This is a genomic window from Corallococcus sp. AS-1-12, assembly GCF_020036995.1.
Classification (GTDB): Bacteria; Myxococcota; Myxococcia; order Myxococcales; family Myxococcaceae; genus Corallococcus.
This window is the reverse complement of sequence record NZ_JAIQDD010000001.1, coordinates 368,564-388,774: the sequence shown is the minus strand read 5'-3', so window position 1 is coordinate 388,774 and position 20,211 is coordinate 368,564. Positions and strand designations below refer to the sequence as shown.

The 20,211-nt window shown below is 73.3% G+C and carries 2 protein-coding genes (1 of these 2 running past the window's edge); both read left to right on the top strand.

Annotation, left to right across the window (positions count from 1 at the left end):
* Positions 1-7,934 carry the final stretch of a non-ribosomal peptide synthase/polyketide synthase gene (locus K8556_RS01455; RefSeq protein ID WP_223738229.1) on the top strand. 10,069 nt of this gene lie to the left of the window's left edge, so 7,934 of the gene's 18,003 nt are visible here — the last part of the coding sequence; its start codon lies beyond the left edge, outside the window; its stop codon occupies positions 7,932-7,934.
* Positions 7,927-20,211: a non-ribosomal peptide synthetase/type I polyketide synthase gene (locus tag K8556_RS01450; RefSeq protein ID WP_223738228.1), complete on the top strand. Its 12,285-nt coding sequence runs from the start codon at positions 7,927-7,929 to the stop codon at positions 20,209-20,211. The genes K8556_RS01455 and K8556_RS01450 overlap by 8 nt, the downstream gene beginning before the upstream one ends.

The following is a 20,211-nucleotide window of genomic DNA, read 5'->3' as shown; positions in this document are numbered from 1 at the left end:
TCGCCTACGTGCTCCAGGACAGCGGCGCCCAGGCCCTGGTGCTGCATTCCGATCTGCGCGGCGCGCTGCCGGGCATCAACGGGTACACGCTGTGCCTGGACGAGACCGACCTGTCCTCCGAGGACGGCGCGGACCTGGGCGTGACGGTGGACTCGGAGCAACTGGCGTACGTCCTCTACACGTCGGGGAGCACCGGCCGGCCCAAGGGCGTGATGGTGACGCACGGGGGCGCGGTGAACTACCTCGCGTGGAGCCGTGACGCGTACGACGCGGCGGCGGGCGCGGGGGCTCCCGTGCACTCGCCGCTGGGCTTCGACCTGACCATCACCAGCCTCCTGACGCCGCTGATGGCCGGAGGACGCGTCGTCCTGGTGCCGGAGGGCCGCGCCGGCGAGGGGCTGGCGCAGGTGCTGCGCTCGAGCATGGACCGCTCCATCGTCAAGCTGACGCCCACGCAGCTCTCCCTCCTGGAGACGCAGTTGTCGGACGTGGAAGTCGCCGGCCGGGTGCGCTGCTTCGTCGTGGGCGGCGAGGCCCTGACGTCCGCGGCGCTCGCGTCCTGGCGCAAGCGCGCGCCGGCCACGCGCATCATCAACGAGTACGGCCCGACCGAGACGGTGGTGGGCTGCTGCACCTTCGAGGTGGGCCCGGACGCCCGCTTCGACAGCGCGGTCCCCATTGGCCGCCCCATCGCCAACACGCGGCTGTATGTGCTGGACGCGCACGGGGCCCCCACGGCGGTCGGCGTCCCGGGCGAGCTGTTCATCGGCGGCGCGGGCGTCGCGCGCGGCTACAGCCAGCGTCCGGACCTGACGGCCGAGCGCTTCGTGCCGGATCCGTTCGCCTCCACGCCCGGACAGCGCCTGTACCGCACGGGCGACATCGTGCGCTGGCGCGCCGACGGGCAGCTCGAGTACCAGGGCCGCATCGACGACCAGGTGAAGGTGCGCGGCTTCCGCATCGAGCTGGGCGAAATCGAAGCGGTGCTGGCGGAGCACGCGGCGGTGCGTGAAGCGGCTGTGGCGGTCCGGGACGTGGACGGAGACCGCAGGCTGGTGGCGTACGTCGTGCCCCACGACACGATGCCGGATCCGCTGGAACTGAGGCGCTGGTTGCTCACCCGGCTCCCGGACCCGATGGTGCCCTCGGCGTTCCTGTCGTTGACGGCGCTGCCCCTCACCGTGAACGGCAAGGTGGACCGCCGGGCGCTGCCCGCCGTGGACGCGGACCTGGCCACCCCGGGCGCGGCCTATGTCGCTCCCGCGACGCCCGTGGAGGAGCGGCTCGCGGAGATCCTCGCCCAGGTGCTGGGCGTGGCGCGCGTGGGCCGCGAGGACGACTTCTTCGCGCTCGGCGGCCACTCCCTGACGGCGACCCAGGCGGCCGTGCGCATCCGCGCGGCCTTCCGCATCCAGTTGCCCGTGGGGACGATCTTCGAAGCGTCCACCGTGAGCGCGCTCGCAGCACACGTCGAGCGGGCCATCGGCGCCAGCACCGGCACCCGGTGGGCCGCCATGTCGCGCATCCCCCGCGACGGCGTGCTGCCCCTGTCGTTCGCCCAGCAGCGCCTGTGGTTCATGGATCAGCTAGAGCCGGGGAGCGCGTCGTACAACATCCCGGCGGCGGTGCGCATCGACGGCGACCTGGACGTGGCCGCGCTCGAGCGCGCCTTCGCGTCACTGGTGGAGCGCCACGAAGCGCTGCGGACGACGTTCCGCGCCGAGCAGGGCCAGCCGGTCCAGGTCATCTCCCCGGAGGCCACGGCGCCGCTGCGCCACGTGGACCTGCGCGGGCTGCCTCCAGCGGATCGCGCCGCCGAGGAAGCCCGCCTGATGGCGGAGGAGGGCCGCACGCCGTTCGACCTCCAGCGAGGGCCGTTGCTGCGCGTCACGCTGCTCCAGCGGGACGACCGCGCGTTCCTGCTGCTGGTGACGCTGCACCACATCATCTCCGACGGCTGGTCCACCGGCGTGCTCATCCGCGAAGTGGCGGCGCTCTATGAGGCCTTCACGCAGGGACGCGGCTCGCCCCTCGCGCCCCTCCCCTTCCAGTACGTGGACTACGCGGCCTGGCAGCGGCAGTGGATGGAGGGGCCGGTGCTCGACGCGGAGCTCGACTACTGGCGGAAGACGCTCGCGGGAGCGCCGCCGCTGCTGGAGCTGCCCACGGACCGTCCGAGGCCGCCCGTTCGGGCCTACCGCGGCGCCATCCACCCGTTGGCCCTGCCCCAGGACGTGTCCGAACGGGTGAAGGCGCTTGGCCAGCGCGAGGGCGCCACGCCGTTCATGGTGCTGCTGACGGCGTTCCAGACGTTGCTGTCGCGCCTCTCCGGCCAGGACGACTTCTGCGTGGGCACGCCGATCGCCGGACGCACGCGCGCGGAGATCGAAGGCCTCATCGGCTTCTTCGTGAACACGCTGGTCCTGCGGACGAACACCGCTGGCGATCCGTCGTTCCAGGAGCTGCTGGGCCGGGTGCGCGAGGTGACGCTGGCGGCGTACTCCCACCAGGACGTGCCGCTGGACAAGCTCGTCGAGGAGCTGCGGCCCGAGCGCAGCCTGAGCCACCCGCCCCTCTTCCAGGTGGTGTTCGCGCTCCAGAACGCGTCCACGGCGGAGCTGGCGCTCCCCGGGCTCGTCTTCCGGGAGCTGCCCACCGGCAGCCAGGCGTCCAAGTTCGACCTCTCGCTGTCACTGCGTGACGGACCGGGCGGCTTCGACGGCGTCATCGAATACGACACGGACCTGTTCGACCCCGGCACGATCGACCGGATGGCGGCGCAGCTTCGCGTGCTGCTGGAGGCCATCGTGGCCGCGCCGGAGCAACGGCTCTCCCAGTTGACGCGCGCGCTCGCGTCCAGTCCCGCCGAGGCCACCGCCCTCCCCGTCCCCGCCTCCCCCGGCGTGCTCCCGCGCATCCGGGGTTGGGTGGAGCGCACGCCCTCCGCGCCCGCGGTCATCGACGGCGAGCACGTCCTCACCTATGGCGAGCTCGACCGTGAAGCCACGCGCCTGGCGCGCGTGCTGCCGCGTCCGTCTCCCGGCGCGACTCGTCCCATCGCGGTGCTGATGGAGCGCTCGGCGGCGATGGTCGTCGCGCAGTTGGCCATCCTCCGGGCGGGAGGCGTGTTCATGCCGCTCGAGCCCACGCTGCCGGACACGCGGCTCCACACCATCCTCGCGGAGTCGCGGGCCACGGCCGTCGTGACCACCCCGGCGCACGCGGCGCGCATCCCGCCGTCGCTGCGGGTGATCTTCGCGGAGGGCACGGCGCCCGGCGCCGAGGCCACGTCGGGCGAACTGCCCGCGGATCCGCCGCCGTCCTCGCCCGCCTACGTCATCTTCACGTCGGGCACGACGGGCGTCCCCAAGGGCATCACCGTCGACCATGGCGCGCTGGCCCACCTGTCGGACTGGCATCAACGGGACATGCCCGTGGGACCCGGTGACCGCGCGGCCGTGCTGGCCTCTCCGGCCTTCGACGCGTCGGTGCTGGAGCTCTGGCCCAAGCTGGCGGCCGGCGCGGCGCTGGTCATCGTCCCGGAGGCGGTGCGCGCGGATCCCGCGGCGATCGCGCGTTGGCTCGCGGACGCCGCCATCCAGACGGTGTTCTTCACCACCGCGCTCGGGGAGCTCGTCCTCGGAGAGCGCCTGCCGGAGCACCACCAGCTCCGCGTCATCAGCGTCGGTGGAGATCAGTTGCGCCGGCGCCCGCCCGCTGGGGCCCGGTACCGCTTCCTCAACGTGTACGGCCCCACCGAGGTGACGGTCCTCGCCACCTGCGACGTCGTGGCGCCCGAGGGTTCCGAGGAGGGGCTGCCCACGATCGGCCGCGCCATCTCCGGAGCGCGCGTCTACGTCCTGGACGCGTCCCTGCGTCCGGTGCCGGCCGGCGTCCCGGGGGAGATGTTCCTCGCGGGCGGCGGCATCGCCCAGGGCTACCTGGGCCGTCCGGACCTGACGGCCGAGCGGTTCCTGCCGGATCCGCATGGTCCGCCCGGAGCGCGCATGTACCGCTCGGGCGACCGCGCCCGCGTGCGGACCGACGGCCGGTTGGAGTTCCTGGGCCGGCTCGACGGACAGGTGAAGATCCGCGGCTTCCGCATCGAGCTGGGCGAGGTCGAAGCGGTGCTCGGGTCGCACCCCGCGCTGAGGGAGGCGGTCGTCACGGTGCAGGACGTGGCCGGAGACCGCCGGCTCATCGGCTACGTCGTGGGCCGTGAGGCGGTGCCGTCCGCGGCGCGGCTGCGGCACTGGATGCTCGAGCGGCTGCCGGAATACATGGTGCCCGCGGCGTTCGTCGCGATGGACGCGATGCCGGTGTCCACCAACGGCAAGGTCGAACGCAAGGCCCTGCCCGCCCCGGACGCGCGCGCCTTCGCGAGCGTCGAAGGCGCCGCTCCGCCGAGGACCCCCACGGAGGAGATCCTCGTGGGCCTCTTCTCGCGGCTGCTCGGCGTGGAGACCGTGGGCATCCGCGACAGCTTCTTCGACCTGGGCGGACATTCGCTCCTGGCCACGCAGTTGGTGTCGCGGCTGCGCGGCGCCTTCGGCGTGGAGCTCCCCCTGCGGGAGCTGTTCCAGGCGGCGACGCCGGAGCACCTGGCCACGCGCCTGGAGGTCTTGAAGCGGGAGCAGGGAGCGCCCGGCATCCCCGCGCTCGCGGTGATGCCACGAGGAGAACGGCTGCCGCTGTCGTTCGCGCAGCAGCGCCTGTGGTTCCTCGACCGGCTGGAGCCCGGCAGCGCGAACTACACCCTCTCCCAGGCGACGCGGCTGAAGGGGCCGCTCGACGTGGACGCGCTGGAGTGGAGCCTGTCGGAAGTGGTGCGCCGCCACGAGAGCCTGCGCACCACGTTCGCGATGGAGGAAGGGATGCCCCACCAGGTCATCTCCGGACACCTCCCGTCCATCCTCGAACGCGTGCGCCTGGAGGGGACGCATGAGGAGCGCGAGCAGGCGGCCCTGCGCCGGTGCGCGGAGGAGGTGCGCCGGCCGTTCGACCTGTCGCGCGGGCCGCTCCTCCGGGCGGTGCTGATGGAGTGCGCCGCGGACGAGCACGTCCTGATGATGACGATGCACCACATCATCTCCGACGGCTGGTCCGTGGGCGTGTTCGTGCGGGAGATGGCCACGCTCTACGCGGCCCGCCTTCGCGCGGAGGCCCCGGCGCTCGCGCCGCTGCCCATCCAGTACGCGGACTACGCGCTCTGGCAGCGTCAATGGATGGAGGGCGGAGTCCTGGAGGCGCAACTCGCCTACTGGAAGGCCCGCCTGTCCGGGGCGCCCCGCGCGCTGGAGCTGCCCACGGACCGTCCGCGTCCCCCGGTGCGCACCTCCCAAGGCGCGAGCCACCGCATCCGCTGGTCCGCCGAGCTGTCCGCGCGCGTGCGCACCGTGAGCCGTGAAGAAGGCGTCACGCCCTTCATGACGCTGCTCGCCGCCTTCCAGTCCCTGCTTGGCCGGTATGCGGGACAGGACGACGTCAGCGTGGGCTCCCCCATCGCGGGGCGCACGCGCGAGGAGACCGAGCCGCTCATCGGCTTCTTCGTCAACACGCTGGTGCTGCGCACGAAGTTGGACGGCGACCCCACGTTCCGTGAGCTGCTGGGACGCGTGCGCGACGTCACGCTGGGCGCCTACGCCCACCAGGACGTGCCGTTCGAGAAGGTGGTCGAGACGCTCCACCCGGAGCGCGACCTCAGCCGCACCCCGCTGTTCCAGGTCCTGTTCGCGCTCCAGAACACGGCGCAGCCGACGCTCGCGCTGCCCGGGCTGGCGGTGGCGCCGCTGGAGCCGGACCTGCCCACGGCGCGCTTCGACCTGAGCCTCACGCTCATGGAGGAGGACGGCGCGCTGACCGGGGCCATGGAGTACAACACCCAGTTGTTCGACCGGGCGACGCTCGAGCGGATGGACGCGCACCTGGTGGCGCTGCTCGAAGGCGTGCTCGCGGATCCGGGGCGGCGTCCGTCCTCCGTGGACCTGCTCTCCGAGTCCGAGCGGCGTGACGTCCTCACCGGCTGGAGCACCACGGCGGTGCCCTTCCCCGACGGGCTCGCGCACGAGCGGTTCGCGCAGTGGGCGGCGCGCGCGCCGGACGCGACCGCGCTGGTGTTCCAGGACCAGCGGGTGAGCTACCGCGAGCTGGAGCGGCGGGCGAACCAATTGGCGCACCGGCTGGCCGGCCTGGGCGTGGGCCCCGAGGTCCGCGTCGCGCTGTGCCTGGAGCGCTCGGTGGAGCTGGTGGTGGGCATCCTCGCGGTGCTCAAGGCCGGCGGCGCGTACGTGCCGCTCGACCCGAGCTTCCCGCGCGAGCGTCTGGCGTACATGCTCGAGGACAGCGGGGCCCGGCTGACGCTCACGCAGCCGCACCTGGCGAAGGACCTGACCGCGCTGGGCGTGGCGGTGCACGTGCTCGAACCCGGCGCGCCGCTGACGCAGGGGATGCCGGACACGGCTCCATCCAGCGCCCTCCACGCGGACACGCTGGCGTACCTCATCTACACGTCGGGTTCGACGGGCCGGCCCAAGGGCACGCTGCTCACGCATCGCGGCCTGCGCAACACGGCGCTCGCGGCGGTTCAGGCGCATGGCTTCCATCCGGAGAGCCGCGTGCTGCAGTTCGCCCCCATCGGGTTCGACGCGTCCGTGTGCGAGGTCTTCGCCACGCTGCTCGCGGGAGCGACGCTGGTGCTGGCGTCGCGCGAGGCCCTGTTGCCCGGACCTCCGCTCCACGCGGTGCTGAAGGACCAGGCCGTCACGGCGGTCACGCTGACGCCGTCGGTGCTGGCGCAACTCGATCCGGAGGGCCTGCCCGCCCTCACCACGGTCATCTCCGCCGGCGAGGCCTGCCCGCCCGAGGTGGCCCGGCGCTGGAGCCGTGGCCGGAAGCTGCTCAACGCGTACGGCCCCACGGAGGTGACCATCTGCGCCTCCATCAACGACGCCGTGGTCCCCGAGGCACCCACCATCGGCCGGCCCTTCCCGAACGTGCGGGTGTACGTGGTGGACGCGCGCCTGCGGCCCGTCCCCGTGGGCGTGGCCGGCGAGCTGCTCGTGGGTGGACCGGGCGTGGCCCGCGGCTACGGCGGACGTCCGGACCTGACAGCGGAGCGGTTCATCCCGGATCCGTTCGGCCAGGAGCCCGGAGCGCGCCTGTACCGCACGGGCGACGTGGTCCGCTGGCGCGCCAACGGCGAGCTGGAGTACCTGGGCCGCGCCGACGACCAGGTGAAGCTGCGCGGCCTGCGCATCGAACTGGGTGAGGTGGAGTCCGTGCTGCGCGAGCACCCGGCCGTGAAGGACGCCGCCGCGGTGGTGCGCGAGGACGCCGGGACCCGCCGGCTGGTCGCCTACGTCGTGAGCAGCGGCCAGGACCTCCAGGCCTCGCAACTGCGCGAGCACCTGTCGCGGCGGCTGCCGCAGTACATGGTCCCCGCGACCTTCGTGGCGCTGGAGTCCCTGCCCCTGTCGTCGAGCGGCAAGCTGGACCGCAAGGCGCTGCCCGCCCCCGACGTGGGGCAACTGGGCACGGCGACCCCGTACGAGGCGCCGCGCAACGACATCGAGCGGACCGTCGCTGGCATCTGGCAGGAGGTCCTCAACGTGCCGCGCGTGGGCCTGCACGACGGGTTCTTCGACCTGGGCGGCAACTCCCTGTCGCTGGTGAAGATCCACAGCAAGCTCCAGGGCGCGCTGGGCATGCAGCTTCCCCTGGTGGAGCTGTTCCAGCACCAGAGCGTGGCCGCGCTCGCGGCCCACCTGCGCCGCGCCACGGAGGCCGCGCCCCCCGCCACGGAGACCGCCGCCGCGGACGAGGAGCGCTTCGACACGCGACGCGCCCTGCTCTCACGGCAACAGGCCCGCCGCCGAGGCCGCGCCGACCCCGCCGAGTCCGACCTGGACGGCGACCCCGAGGATTCCCATGAGTGACACTTCCGAGCGCTCCGCATCCCGTCCGGAAGGCGTGGCGATCATCGCCATGGCCGGACGGTTCCCCCAGGCTTCGACGCTCGAGCAGTTCTGGGACAACCTGCGCCGCGGCGTGGAGGCGCGCACGGAGTTCACCGACGCGCAGATGATCGCGGACGGCGCGGACCCGGCCCGCATCCAGCAGCCCGGCTACGTGCGCGCGGGCTTCGTGCTGGACGACGTGGACCGCTTCGACGCGGGCTTCTTCGACTTCAGCCCGCGCGACGCGGAGGTGCTGGACCCGCAGCACCGCGTCTTCCTGGAGGTCTGCTGGGAGGCGCTGGAGCGCGCGGGCTACGCGACCCGTGCGTTCCGCGGGCTCGTCTCCGTCTTCGGCGGCGCGGGGCCGTCGTCGTACATGTACAGCAACCTGCTGTCCCGCCCGGACGTCCTCCAGGCGATGGGCACGTTCCAGGTCACGCTGAGCAACGACAAGGACTTCCTGCCGCCGCGCGTCTCCCACAAGCTGGGGCTGCGCGGCGCGAGCATCGCGGTGCAGACGGCGTGTTCGTCCTCGCTGGTCGCGGTCCACCTCGCGTGCCAGAGCCTGCTCACGGGTGAATCCGACGTCGCCCTGGCCGGCGGCGTGTCCATCGCCACGCCCCAGCGCACCGGCTACCCCTACCAGGAGGGCGGCGTCGTCTCGCCGGACGGGCACTGCCGGACCTTCGACGCGCGGGCCGCGGGCACCGTGCGCGGCTCGGGCGCGGGCGTCGTCGTGCTCAAGCGCGTGGCGGACGCGCTGTCGGACGGCGACACCATCCTCGCCATCATCCGAGGCTCCGCCATCAACAACGACGGCGAGGCGCGGCTGGGCTACACCGCCCCCAGCGTCGAGGGACAGTCCGCCGTCATCGCCGAGGCCCTGGGCCTGGCGGACGTGCCCGCGGAGACGGTGACCTACGTGGAGGCGCACGGGACGGCCACGCCCCTGGGCGATCCCATCGAGGTCACGGCGCTCGCCAAGGCCTTCCGCTCCCGCCTCAAGCCCGGCGCGACGGCGCGGTGCGCGCTCGGCTCGGTGAAGACCAACATCGGGCACCTGGACGCCGCCGCGGGCATCGCCGGCCTCATCAAGACGGTGCTCGCCCTCCAGCACCGCGAGCTGCCGCCCAGCCTCCACACCGACACGCCCAACCCCCGGCTCGACCTGGGCAACAGCCCGTTCTTCATCAACGGGACGCTGCGCCCGTGGACAGCGGACGGCGCGCCCCTGCGCGCGGGCGTGAGCTCGTTCGGCATCGGCGGGACGAACGCGCACGTCATCCTCGAGGAGGCGCCTCCCCGGGATCCGGCGAAGGCGCCCGGCCGGCCCTGGCAGTTGCTGCCCCTGTCCGCGCGCACCGCTCCGGCCCTGGAGGCCGCCACGCACAACCTCCGGGCCTGGCTGGAGCAGCACCCGGAAGCGGAGCTGGCCCAGGTGGCCCACACGCTCCAGGTGGGGCGCCAGCGGTTCGAGCACCGCCGCGTGCTGCTCTGCCGCGACACGAACGACGCGCTCACCGTGCTCGGCGCGCAGGCACCGGACGGCGCGCAGCGCCTGCGCACGGAGGTCCAGGAGTCCTCCACGCGCCCCGTCGTGTTCCTGTTCCCCGGTCAGGGCAGCCAGTACGTGGGCATGGGGCGGGAGCTCCACGCCTCCGAGCCGCTCTTCCGCAAGCACGTGGACGACTGCTGCAATCGCCTGAAGCCCCTGCTCGGCTTCGACCTGCGCGAGGTGCTGTTCCCGCCACCGGACGCGGACGCCGCGGCGGCGGAGGCGCGGCTCACCCGGACCGAGGTGACCCAACCCGCGCTCTTCGTCATCGAATACGCGCTGGCGAAGCTCTGGGGTGCGTTGGGCGTGACGCCCCAGGGCATGCTCGGCCACAGCGTGGGCGAGTACGTCGCCGCGTGCCTCGCGGGGGTGCTGTCGCTGGATGACGCGCTCGCGCTGGTCGCGGCGCGCGGTCAACTGATGCAGTCGCTTCCGGAGGGCGCGATGGTGTCCGTCGCGCTGCCGGAGGCCGAGCTGCGGCCCCTGCTGGGCCCGGCGCTCTTCATCGCCGCGGTCAACGCGCCCGCGCTCTGCGTGGCCTCGGGGCCCACGGAGATGGTGGAGGCGCTGGAGGCGGTGCTCACCCGGCGCAAGGTCGCCTTCCGCCGGCTGCACACGTCGCACGCGTTCCACTCGGCGATGATGGATCCCATCCTCGACGCGTTCGCCGCGAAGGTGCGCGGCGTGAAGCTGTCACGGCCGCGCCGGCCCTTCGTCTCGAACCTCACCGGCACCTGGATCACCGAGAAGGAGGCCACGGATCCGGGCTACTGGGTGGAGCACCTGCGCCAGGGCGTGCGCTTCTCGGACGGCGTGCAGCGGCTGATCGAGGATCCCTCGAACGTGTTCCTGGAGGTCGGCCCGGGCACCACGCTCGGCGCGCTGGTGCGGCAGGCGGCACGGGCACCGGGGCAGCCGCAGCCCACGCTCCTGTCCACCCTGCGCCATCCGCGCGAGACGGTTTCCGACCGGGAGCGCTTCCTGGAGACCGTGGGCCGACTGTGGCTCGCCGGAGCCGCGTTGGATTTGAACGGCCTCCAGCCCGCGGAGCACCGCCGCCGGCTCCCCCTGGCCACCTATCCCTTCCAGCGGGAGCGCTACTGGATCGACGCGCGTCCCGCCAGCGCACCGCAGCTCGCGCGCGCGGCCTCCCCGGGGCTCGCGCGCAAGGAAGGCGCGCTGGCTGACTGGTTCTATGTCCCGGGCTGGAAGCAGACGGCCCCGCCTGTTCCGCGCACGTCCACCGCGCGCTGGCTGGTGTTCCTCGACGCCACCGTGGGACCCGCGCTCGCGAACCACCTGGAGACCGCGGGCGAGGACGTCGTCCGGGTCACCACGGCGGGCGCCTTCAGCCGCCAGGGCCCCCGGCACTTCACCCTGCCGCCCGGGCAGCCGGAGGCCTACGCACGGCTTCTCGCGGACCTGGACGCCGAAGGCTGGAAGCCCGAACGGATCCTCCACCTGGGGAACGTGCGCGCCGAGAGCCCGGCCCTGGACGAAGCGGTGCGCGGGTTCCACGACCTGCTCCACCTGACGCAGGCCTTGCACGCGAGGGGGACGGCGGACGCCGTCGAGCTGAGCGTCATCACCTCGGGAGCCCAGGACGTCACGGGCGAGGAGGCCCTCCAGCCCGAGAGCGCGCTCCTGGTGGGAGCATGCCGCGTCCTGCCGCAGGAGCACCTCCCGGCGCTGCGCGTGCGCGCCATCGACCTCAACCCCGCCGAGCTGGGGAACGCGCGGCTCGCGAAGCACCTGGCCCAGGAGCTGCGGGCGGAGGCCACCGAGCCGGTCATCGCGTACCGGAGCGGCCGACGTTGGACGGAGACGTACGAGCGCGCGCGTCCACCCGAGCCGGGCACGGGCCTGCTGCGCGAGCGGGGCGTGTACCTCCTCACGGGCGGCCTCGGGCGCATCGGCATGGCATTGGCCGAGGAGCTCGCCACCGCGTTCCAGGCCCGGCTGGTGCTCGTGGGCAGGTCCGCGTTTCCCGCGCGCGAGGAGTGGGACGCCTGGCTCGGAGCGCACGCCCCGGAGGACGCCACGTCCCAGCGCATCCGCCACCTGCGCGAACTGGAGCGACGCGGCGGCGAGGTGCTGGTGCTCCGCGCGGACGTCGGCAACGCGGAGGACATGGCGCGGGTGCTCGCACGGACCGAGGCCCGCTTCGGCGCGCTCCACGGCGTCATCCACTCGGCGGGCAGCCTGGGCGCCAGCGCGCACGTGCCCACGCTCGAAGCCAACGAGGCGCGGCACGCGGAGCAGTTCGAGGCGAAGGTGCGAGGCACGCGGATCCTGGAGCAGGCCCTGCGAGGCCGGCCGCTGGACTTCGTGCTGTTGCAGTCGTCGCTGGCCGCGGTGCTGGGCGGCATCGGGTTCGCGGCCTACGCGGCGGCCAACCTATTCCTGGACGCCTTCGCCGCGCGCCAGGCACGGAGCGACGACACGCCCTGGTTCAGCGTGGACTGGGACGGCTGGAGTGAGGAGGACGCGCTCGAACCTGAGCGGATGGCGCTCACCCTGGCGGAAGGAGTCGCCGCGTTCCGGCGCGTGCTGGCGGGAGACGTCCGTCGCTGGGCCGTGTCGACGGGGGACCTCGCCGCGCGCAGGGCCACGTGGACCCAACCGGCGGCACCGAAGCGGGAGCTGGCGGGCGCCGCATCGCACGCGCGGCCGGAGCTGCCCACCGGCTACGTGGCGCCCCGCGACGCGCTGGAGAAGGAGCTGGCGGAGGTGTGGCAGGAGCTCCTCGGCGTGACGCCGGTGGGCATCCACGACAGCTTCTTCGAGCTCGGCGGGCACTCGCTCCTGGGCACGCAGTTGCTGTCACGGCTGCGAGAGACCTACCGGGTCGAGCTGCCCATCCGCACGCTGTTCGAGACGCCCACGGTGGCGGGGCTCGCCCAGGCCATCACCGCGAGCCGAGGCACAAGCGACCACGCCACGCCGACCGAGCCGGCCATGTCCCCCGTCGCGGCCACCGGCCCCACGAGGGCCCCGCTGTCCTTCGCCCAGCAGCGCCTCTGGTTCTGGGAGCGCCTGGAGCCGGGCACGTCGGTCTACTCCATCCACACCGCGCTCCAGTGCGACGGAGACCTGGACGTGGGTGCGCTGGTGCGCAGCCTCCAGGCGCTGGTGGCCCGCCACGAATCCCTCCGGACCACGTTCGTGGAGGACGGCGATCAGGTCTTCCAGGTCATCGCGCCCCGGCTGGACCTGGAGGTGCCCATCACCGACCTGCGCGACCTCCCGGAGCCCGCGCGGGCCGGGGAAGCGCGCCGCGTCGCCGAAGCGGAGGGGCACCGCCCCTTCGACCTGGAGCGCGGGCCGCTCATCCGCGCCGGGCTCATCAAGCTGGGCGCGCGAGAGCACGTCGTCACCCTGACCGTGCATCACAGCGTGTTCGACGCCTGGTCGCTGGGCCTCGTCATCGGAGAGCTGGCGGAGTTCTACGCGGCCTTCGCGGAGGGCCGGCGGCCCCGCTTGCCGGAGCTGACCCGGAGCTACGCGGACTTCGCGCGCTGGCAGCGGGAGCGGCTCCAGGGTGAGGTGCTGGAGGCGGAGCTGACGCACTGGCGCTCCCAGTTGGCCGGAGCCCCTCCGGCGCTGGAGCTGCCCACGGACCGTCCCCGCCCGGCGACGCCGTCCTACGACGGCGCGAGCCAGCCGCTGGACCTGCCGCGCGAGCTCACGGACGGCTTGAAGGAGCTGGGCCGCCGCGAAGGCGCCACGCTGTTCATGGTGCTGCTCGCGGGCTTCCAGGCGGTCCTCGCCCGGCACTCGGGCCAGGACGACGTCGTGGTGGGGACGCCCATCGCGGGACGCAACCGCAAGGAGCTCGAAGGCACCGTCGGCTTCTTCATCAACACGCTCGCGCTGCGCACGCGCCTGTCGGGCAACCCCACGTTCCGCGAACTCGTGGGCCGCGTGCGCGAGGTGACGCTCGCCGCGTACGCGCACCAGGACATCCCCTTCGACAAGCTGGTGGAGGCGCTGGCGCCCCCGCGCGACCGCAGCCGGTCGCCCCTGTTCCAGGTGCTGCTCATCCTGCAGAACGCGCCGGTGCCCGAGCTGGCCCTGCCCGGAGGCCTGACGCTGCGCCCGCTCGCAGGAGCGGAGGAGGCGGCCCGCTTCGACCTCAGCCTGTCCTTCATGGAGATCCCCAGCGGCCTGCGGGGCACGCTGCGCTACGCGACGGCGCTGTTCGACGCCGCCACCGCGCACCGCCTGCTGGAGCACCTGCGCGCGTTCCTGGAGGCCGTGGTCGCCAGGCCCGAACAGCGCGTGGACGGAGTCCCCCTGCTGTCCACGGCCGAGCGCCGCGAGCTCCAGCGCCTGGAGTCGGGCGTGCGCGAGCCCCCGTCGCCCCGGTCCATCCTCGAGCGCTTCCACGGCCAGGTGGAGCGCGCACCGGCGTCGCCCGCCGCCATCATGGGCGCACGCACCGTGGGCTACGCGGAGCTCGCGCGCGACGCCCGGCGCATGGCCGCCGAGTTGGCACGGCTCGGAGTCCGTCGCGGGACGCCGGTCGCCGTCTTCCTCCCCCGCTCGCCCGAGCTGCTCTCAACCCTGCTGGGCGTGTTCGAAGCGGGCGGCGCCTACGTGCCGCTCGACCCGGGCTATCCGCCGGAGCGCATCGCGTACATGCTCGACGACGCGCGCCCCCGGGTCGTCGTCACGGACGGGCCCCGGCGCGAGCAGCTCCCGGAGGCCTGGCGGCGCCACGCGGTGCTCATCGAAGGCATCGCCAGCGCGTCCACCGAAGGCTTCCAGCCGGTCGCCGTCCAGGGCGACGACGTCTCGCACCTGGTCTACACGTCCGGCTCCACGGGCAGGCCCAAGGGCATCATCTGCCACCACGCCGGCATCCTGAACTACGTGGGCTATCTGGAGCGCACGTACCAGCCGGGCCCGGGGGATGTCGCCCTGCAGCTCGCCTCGGCCTCGTTCGACGCCTCGCTGCGCGACATGCTGGCGCCAGTGCTGATGGGCGTCCCCGTCGTGTTCGCCGAGGGCGAGCGCGGGCGAGACCCGGAGGAACTGCTCGCCACCATCGAGCACCACCGCGTGACGCTGCTGCCCAGCGTGGTGCCCAGCCTGCTCCGCCTGCTGCTGGCGGCGGCGGACACGCGCCCGCGCGACCTGCGCACGGTGCGGGTCATCCTGTGCAGTGGTGAGCGGCTCCTGGCCACGGACGTCGATCGGGCGCGCGCGGTGTTCGGCCCGGGCGTGGGCATCGTCAACCAGTACGGCCCCACCGAGTGCACGCTGACGAGCACGTTCCACCGGGCCACGCCCCAGGACGTCCTGGGCGTGGTGCCGGCGGGGCGGCCCATCGACAACGCGGAGGTGCTGCTGCTCGACGAGTCGGGCGAGCGCGTGCCCACCGGCGTCGTCGGCCACATCCACATCGGCGGCAAGGGCCTGACGCACGGGTTCCTCGGGAGGCCGGACCTCACCGCGGAGCGTTTCGTCCCCCACCCCGGCCCGGACCGGTTGGGCGCGCGGCTCTACGCCACGGGCGACTACGGGCGCTGGCGCGCGGACGGCACGCTGGAGTTCGTCGGCCGGCGTGACGACCAGGTGAAGGTGCGCGGCAACCGCGTGGAGCTGGGTGAGATCGAATCCACGCTCACGCGGCACCCCGGCGTGCGCGCGGCCGTGGTCCTCGCGCTCCCCGAACAGGACGGCGGAGCCAGGCTCGTGGCCTGCGTCGTCCCCGGCGACACGGGCGCGCCCGGCGACAGCGACCTGACCGCGTTCCTCGCGGCCCGCCTGCCGGAGCCCATGCTCCCGTCCGCCTTCATCACCGTGGACGCCCTGCCCCGCACGCCCAACGGCAAGGTGGACCGCGCGGCGCTCATGCCCGCGGCGACGGCGGCCCGGCGGCGCGGAGGTGCCGGCGGCGACCAGCCCGTCGTGGCGCCGAGGACACCGACCCAGGAGATCCTCGCCGGACTCTTCGCGCGGCTCCTGTCGGTGGATCGCGTGAGCGTCCAGGACAGCTTCTTCGACCTGGGCGGACACTCGCTGCTCGCGACCCAGGCCGTGTCGCGCATCCGCGCGGCCCTGGGCGTGGAGCTGCCCCTGCGCGAGCTGTTCGCGCACCCCACCGTGGAGGCCCTGGCCGAGCGCATCGACGAGCGCCTCCAGCGCCTGGGCGCGGGCGTGGACCGGCCGGCCATCGTCCCCGTCCCGCGCGAACAGGCGCTGCCGCTGTCCTTCGCGCAGAAGCGCCTCTGGGTGGTGGACCGGATGCGGCCCGGCAACGCGGCCTACAACATCTCCGGCGCCATCCGGGTGCACGGCGAGCTCGACGCGGGCGTGCTCGAGCGCTGCATCGCGGAGATCGTCCGCCGGCACGAGAGCCTGCGCACGACCTTCGAGCTGGTGGACGGTGAGCCGGTGCAGCACATCGCCGCGGACCTGGACGTCCCGCTGGCGCGCGTGGACCTGTCGGACGTGCCCCAGCCGGAGCTCGACGAGGTGGTCCTCCGCTACGTGAGCGACGAGGCGGGAGGCTCCTTCGACCTGGCCCGCGGGCCGCTCGTGCGCGTGTCGCTGCTGCGCATGTCCGCGCGGGAGCACGTGCTCGTCTTCGTGATGCACCACATCATCTCCGACGGCTGGTCGCGGGGCATCCTCGTCCGGGACCTGATGGCGCTCTACGTCGCCTTCGTCGCGGAGCAACCCTCGCCCCTGCCGAAGCCGGCGCTCCAGTACGCGGACTTCGCCACCTGGCAGCGCGGCTGGCTGAAGGGCGACGTGCTGGAGGCGCAGCTCGACTACTGGCGGCGGCAGCTCGCGGACGTCCCGCCGGTGCTGGCGCTGCCCACCGACCGGCCGCGCCCGCTGACGCAGAGCCTGCGGGGCGCGCACCACCGCGCCACGCTGCCGCCTGCGCTCGTCGAGGCGCTGAAGGGCCTCAGCCGCGCGGAGGGCGCCACGCTGTTCATGACCCTCATGGCCGGCTTCCAGGCCCTGCTCGCGCGCTACACGGGCCAGGAGGACCTGACCGTGGGCACCGACGTGGCCGGCCGCAACCACGCGGACATGGAAGGCCTCATCGGCTTCTTCGTGAACCAGTTGGTGATCCGCGGACGCCTGGGCGGAGACCCGGCCTTCCGCGAGCTCATCCGCCGCGTGCGTGAGGCCTCGCTGGAGGCCTACGCGCACCAGGACCTGCCGTTCGAGGAGCTCGTCCGCGCGCTCAACCCGGAGCGCAGCCTGGGGCACACGCCGCTGTTCCAGGTGAAGCTGGCGCTCCAGAACCAGCCGCTCACGGAGCTCGAGCTGCCCGGCCTGACGTTGAGCGGCGTGGCGTTCGAGAACGACTCCTCCAAGTTCGACCTCACCCTGGTGCTGGAGGAGTTCCAGGGCAGCCTCGTCGGCGTGTGGGAGTACAGCACGGACCTCTTCGACGCGGCGACGATCGCCCGCATGGCCCAGGCCTACCAGCGCGTGCTGGAGGCGGCGGTCTCCGCGCCGGACATGAAGCTGGCCGCCCTGCCCGTGCTCGCGGACGCGGAGCGCCACCAACTGCTCGTCGAATGGAACGCCACGGACGCGGAGCTGCCCGCGGACCTGCGCGTGCACGCCCTCTTCGAAGCACAGGCGCGCCGCACGCCGCACGCGCTGGCGGTGTCCTTCCAGGGGCAGGCGTTGACGTACGCGGAGCTCGACCGGCGTTCCAACCAGCTCGCGCGCCACCTGCGCGGGCTGGGCGTCGGCCCCGAGGTGCGCGTCGGCGTCTGCATGGAGCGGGCGCTGGAGCTGGTGGTGGCGCTGCTCGGCGTGCTGAAGGCCGGAGGCGGCTTCGTCCCGCTCGACCCCGGCTATCCCACCGAGCGACTCTCCCTGTTGCTCCAGGAGTCGGCGGTCTCCGTCCTCCTCACGCAGGCCGCGGTGCTCGACGAGCTCCCCCTGCGCTCCGAGCTGCCGGTGTGTCTGGACACGGAGTGGGCGGGCATCGCGCGCCACCCGAACACGCCGCTGGACGTCGCGGTGGCCCCCGGCGCGCTGGCCTACGTCATCTTCACCTCGGGCTCCACGGGGAAGCCCAAGGGCGTCCTGCTCACCCACCAGGGCCTGTGCAACACGGCCCTGGCCCAGGCGGCCACGTTCGACATCACGTCCGGCAGCCGGGTGCTCCAGGCCGCGGCGCTCGGCTTCGACGCCTCCGTCTCCGAGGTCTTCGCCACGCTCGTGGGCGGCGGGTGCATCCACCTGGCCCCGCGCGACGCGCTGATGCCGGGGGCACCGCTGCGCAACCTGCTCCAGCGCGAGGGCATCACCACCGTGACGCTCACGCCGCCGGTGCTGGCGCAGTTGGATCCGGCCGGACTGGACACGCTGCGGGTGGTCATCTCCGCGGGCGATGCGTGCACGCCGGAGATCGCCGCGCGGTGGAAGCCGGGCCGGCGCCTGCTCAACGCCTACGGCCCCACCGAAGTGACGGTGTGCGCGAGCATCAGCCCGGACGTGAACGCCGAGCGGCCGAGCATCGGCCGTCCGCTGCCGAACGTGCGGCTGTACGTGCTCGACGCCCGCCTCCACCCCGTCCCCCGGGGCAGCACGGGCGAGCTGTACGTTGGAGGCACGGGGCTGGCGCGCGGCTACCTGGAGCGGCCGGACCTCACGGCGGAGCGCTTCGTTCCGTCCCCCTTCGCGACCACGCCCGGAGCGCGGCTGTACCGCACGGGAGACCTCGTGCGGGTGCTCGCGTCCGGGGAGCTGGAGTTCGTGGGCCGCGCGGATGATCAGGTGAAGGTCCGCGGCTTCCGCGTCGAACCCAGGGAGATCGAAGCCGTGCTCGCCCAGGCCCCCGGCGTGGACGAGGCCTGCGTCGTCGCCCGTCCGGATCCATCGGGAGGCAAGCGGCTGGTGGCCTACTTCGTCGCGCGAGACGAAGGCTCGACCGCCATCGACCCGCTGCGCGCGTTCATGAAGGGCCGGCTCCCGGACTACATGGTGCCGTCCGCGTGGGTGCCCCTCGCCGCGCTGCCGCTCACGCCGCACGGCAAGCTGGACGTCAAGGCGCTCCCGGAGCCCGAAGCGGTCAGCGGAAACCAGGGGACGCGCCAGCGCACCCCGCCCCGCACTCCGACCGAGGAGCTCATCGCGGGCGTGTGGAGCGACGTCCTCCAGGGCGCGCCCCTGGGCGTGGACGACGACTTCTTCGAGCTGGGCGGCCACTCCCTCATGGCCACCCAGGCGGCCACGCGCATGAGCGGCATCTTCGGCCTGGAGCTGTCGCTGACGGACTTCTTCGCGAAGCCGACCATCGCCACCCTCGCCGCGCACATCGATTCACTCCGGGGCACGGCCGGGCCGAGCCTCCCGCCCATCACGCCCACGCCCGCGTGCGAGCTGCTGCCCCTGTCGACGCGGCAGCAGGTGTACTGGTCGGATCCGGCGAAGGGCCCGGAGGACCTCGCGCACTCCACCCCGGCGGTGTTCCGGCTGGAAGGTCCGCTCGACGCCGCCGCCTTGAGCGAGGCGCTCGACGAGCTCATCCGGCGCCACGAAATCCTCCGGACGTCCTTCCCCCGCATCGACGGCATCCCCATGCAGCGCATCGCTCCGCACGGAGAGGCACGGCTCCAGGTCACCGACCTGGGCGAGCTGCCAGCACCAGCCCGCGAGGCCGAGGCATCGCGGAGGATCGACGAGGAGCTGCGCCTGCCGTTCGACGTGGAGCGGGGCCCCGTGTTCCGGGCCCGGCTCTACCGGCTGGAGGCGGAGCAGCACCTGCTCCTCATCAACCAGCACCACGCCATCACGGACTACGTGTCCACGGGCCTGCTCCTCGGGGAGCTGGCGGAGCTCTACGCCACGCACCGTCAGGGCCTGCCCTCACGGATCCCCGAGCCCGCGTTGCAGTACCGGGACTTCACCCGCTGGGAACACGCCTGGCTCCAGGACGAAGCCCTGGAGTCCCTGCGCGCGTACTGGAGCCGCAAGCTCGCGGGGCCGATCCCCGCGCTGGCGCTCCCCTACCGTCCGGCACGAACGGGTGACGAAGCCCGTGGGAGCGCCGCCCATCCGTTCCAGCTCACGCCCGAGCAGGCCAGGGCCCTGCGCGCGCTCTGCCGGCGGGAAGGCGTCACGCCGTTCGTGCTGTTGCTCGCCGCCTTCCAGGTGCTGCTCGCGCGGGACGCGGATCAGGAGGACGTCTGCGTTGGCTTCTCGCACGCGAACCGCCCGCGTCCGGAGCTGGAGAAGCTGCCGGGCATGTTCGCGGGCTACCTGGTGGTCCGCACGGACCTGACGGGAGACCCCGGCTTCGTGGACGTCCTGCGCCGGGTCCGGGGCACGTACCTGGAGGCCTTCCAGCACCAGGGCCTCCCGCACGTCGAACTGGCGGCGAGGATGCCACCGCCGTGGCAGGTCGGCTTCTCCTTCACCGCCGTGGAGCAGCACCGCCCGGCCCCCGTGGCGGACCTGACCGTCTCCGTGGTCCCGCTCCAGCGCGAACAGTCCCTGACGGACCTGAAGCTCAACGTCGTCGAGGACGCGGCGGGCCTGGGAGGCACGTTCGAATACAGGGCCCACCTGTTCGCCCCCGAGCGCATCGCGGCCATGGCGGAGGACTTCCAGACGCTGATCGACGCCATCACGCAGGCACCCACGCGGCGCATGAGCGAGCTTCCGCGGCGAGGACCTGGCTCGGCGCTCGCCCTGCCCGGAGACGACACGCCGTAA

Excerpts from the sequence above, each read along its gene's own strand:
- K8556_RS01450 (WP_223738228.1), top strand. The coding sequence starts at position 7,927 with ATGAGTGACACTTCCGAGCGCTCCGCATCCCGTCCGGAAGGCGTGGCG.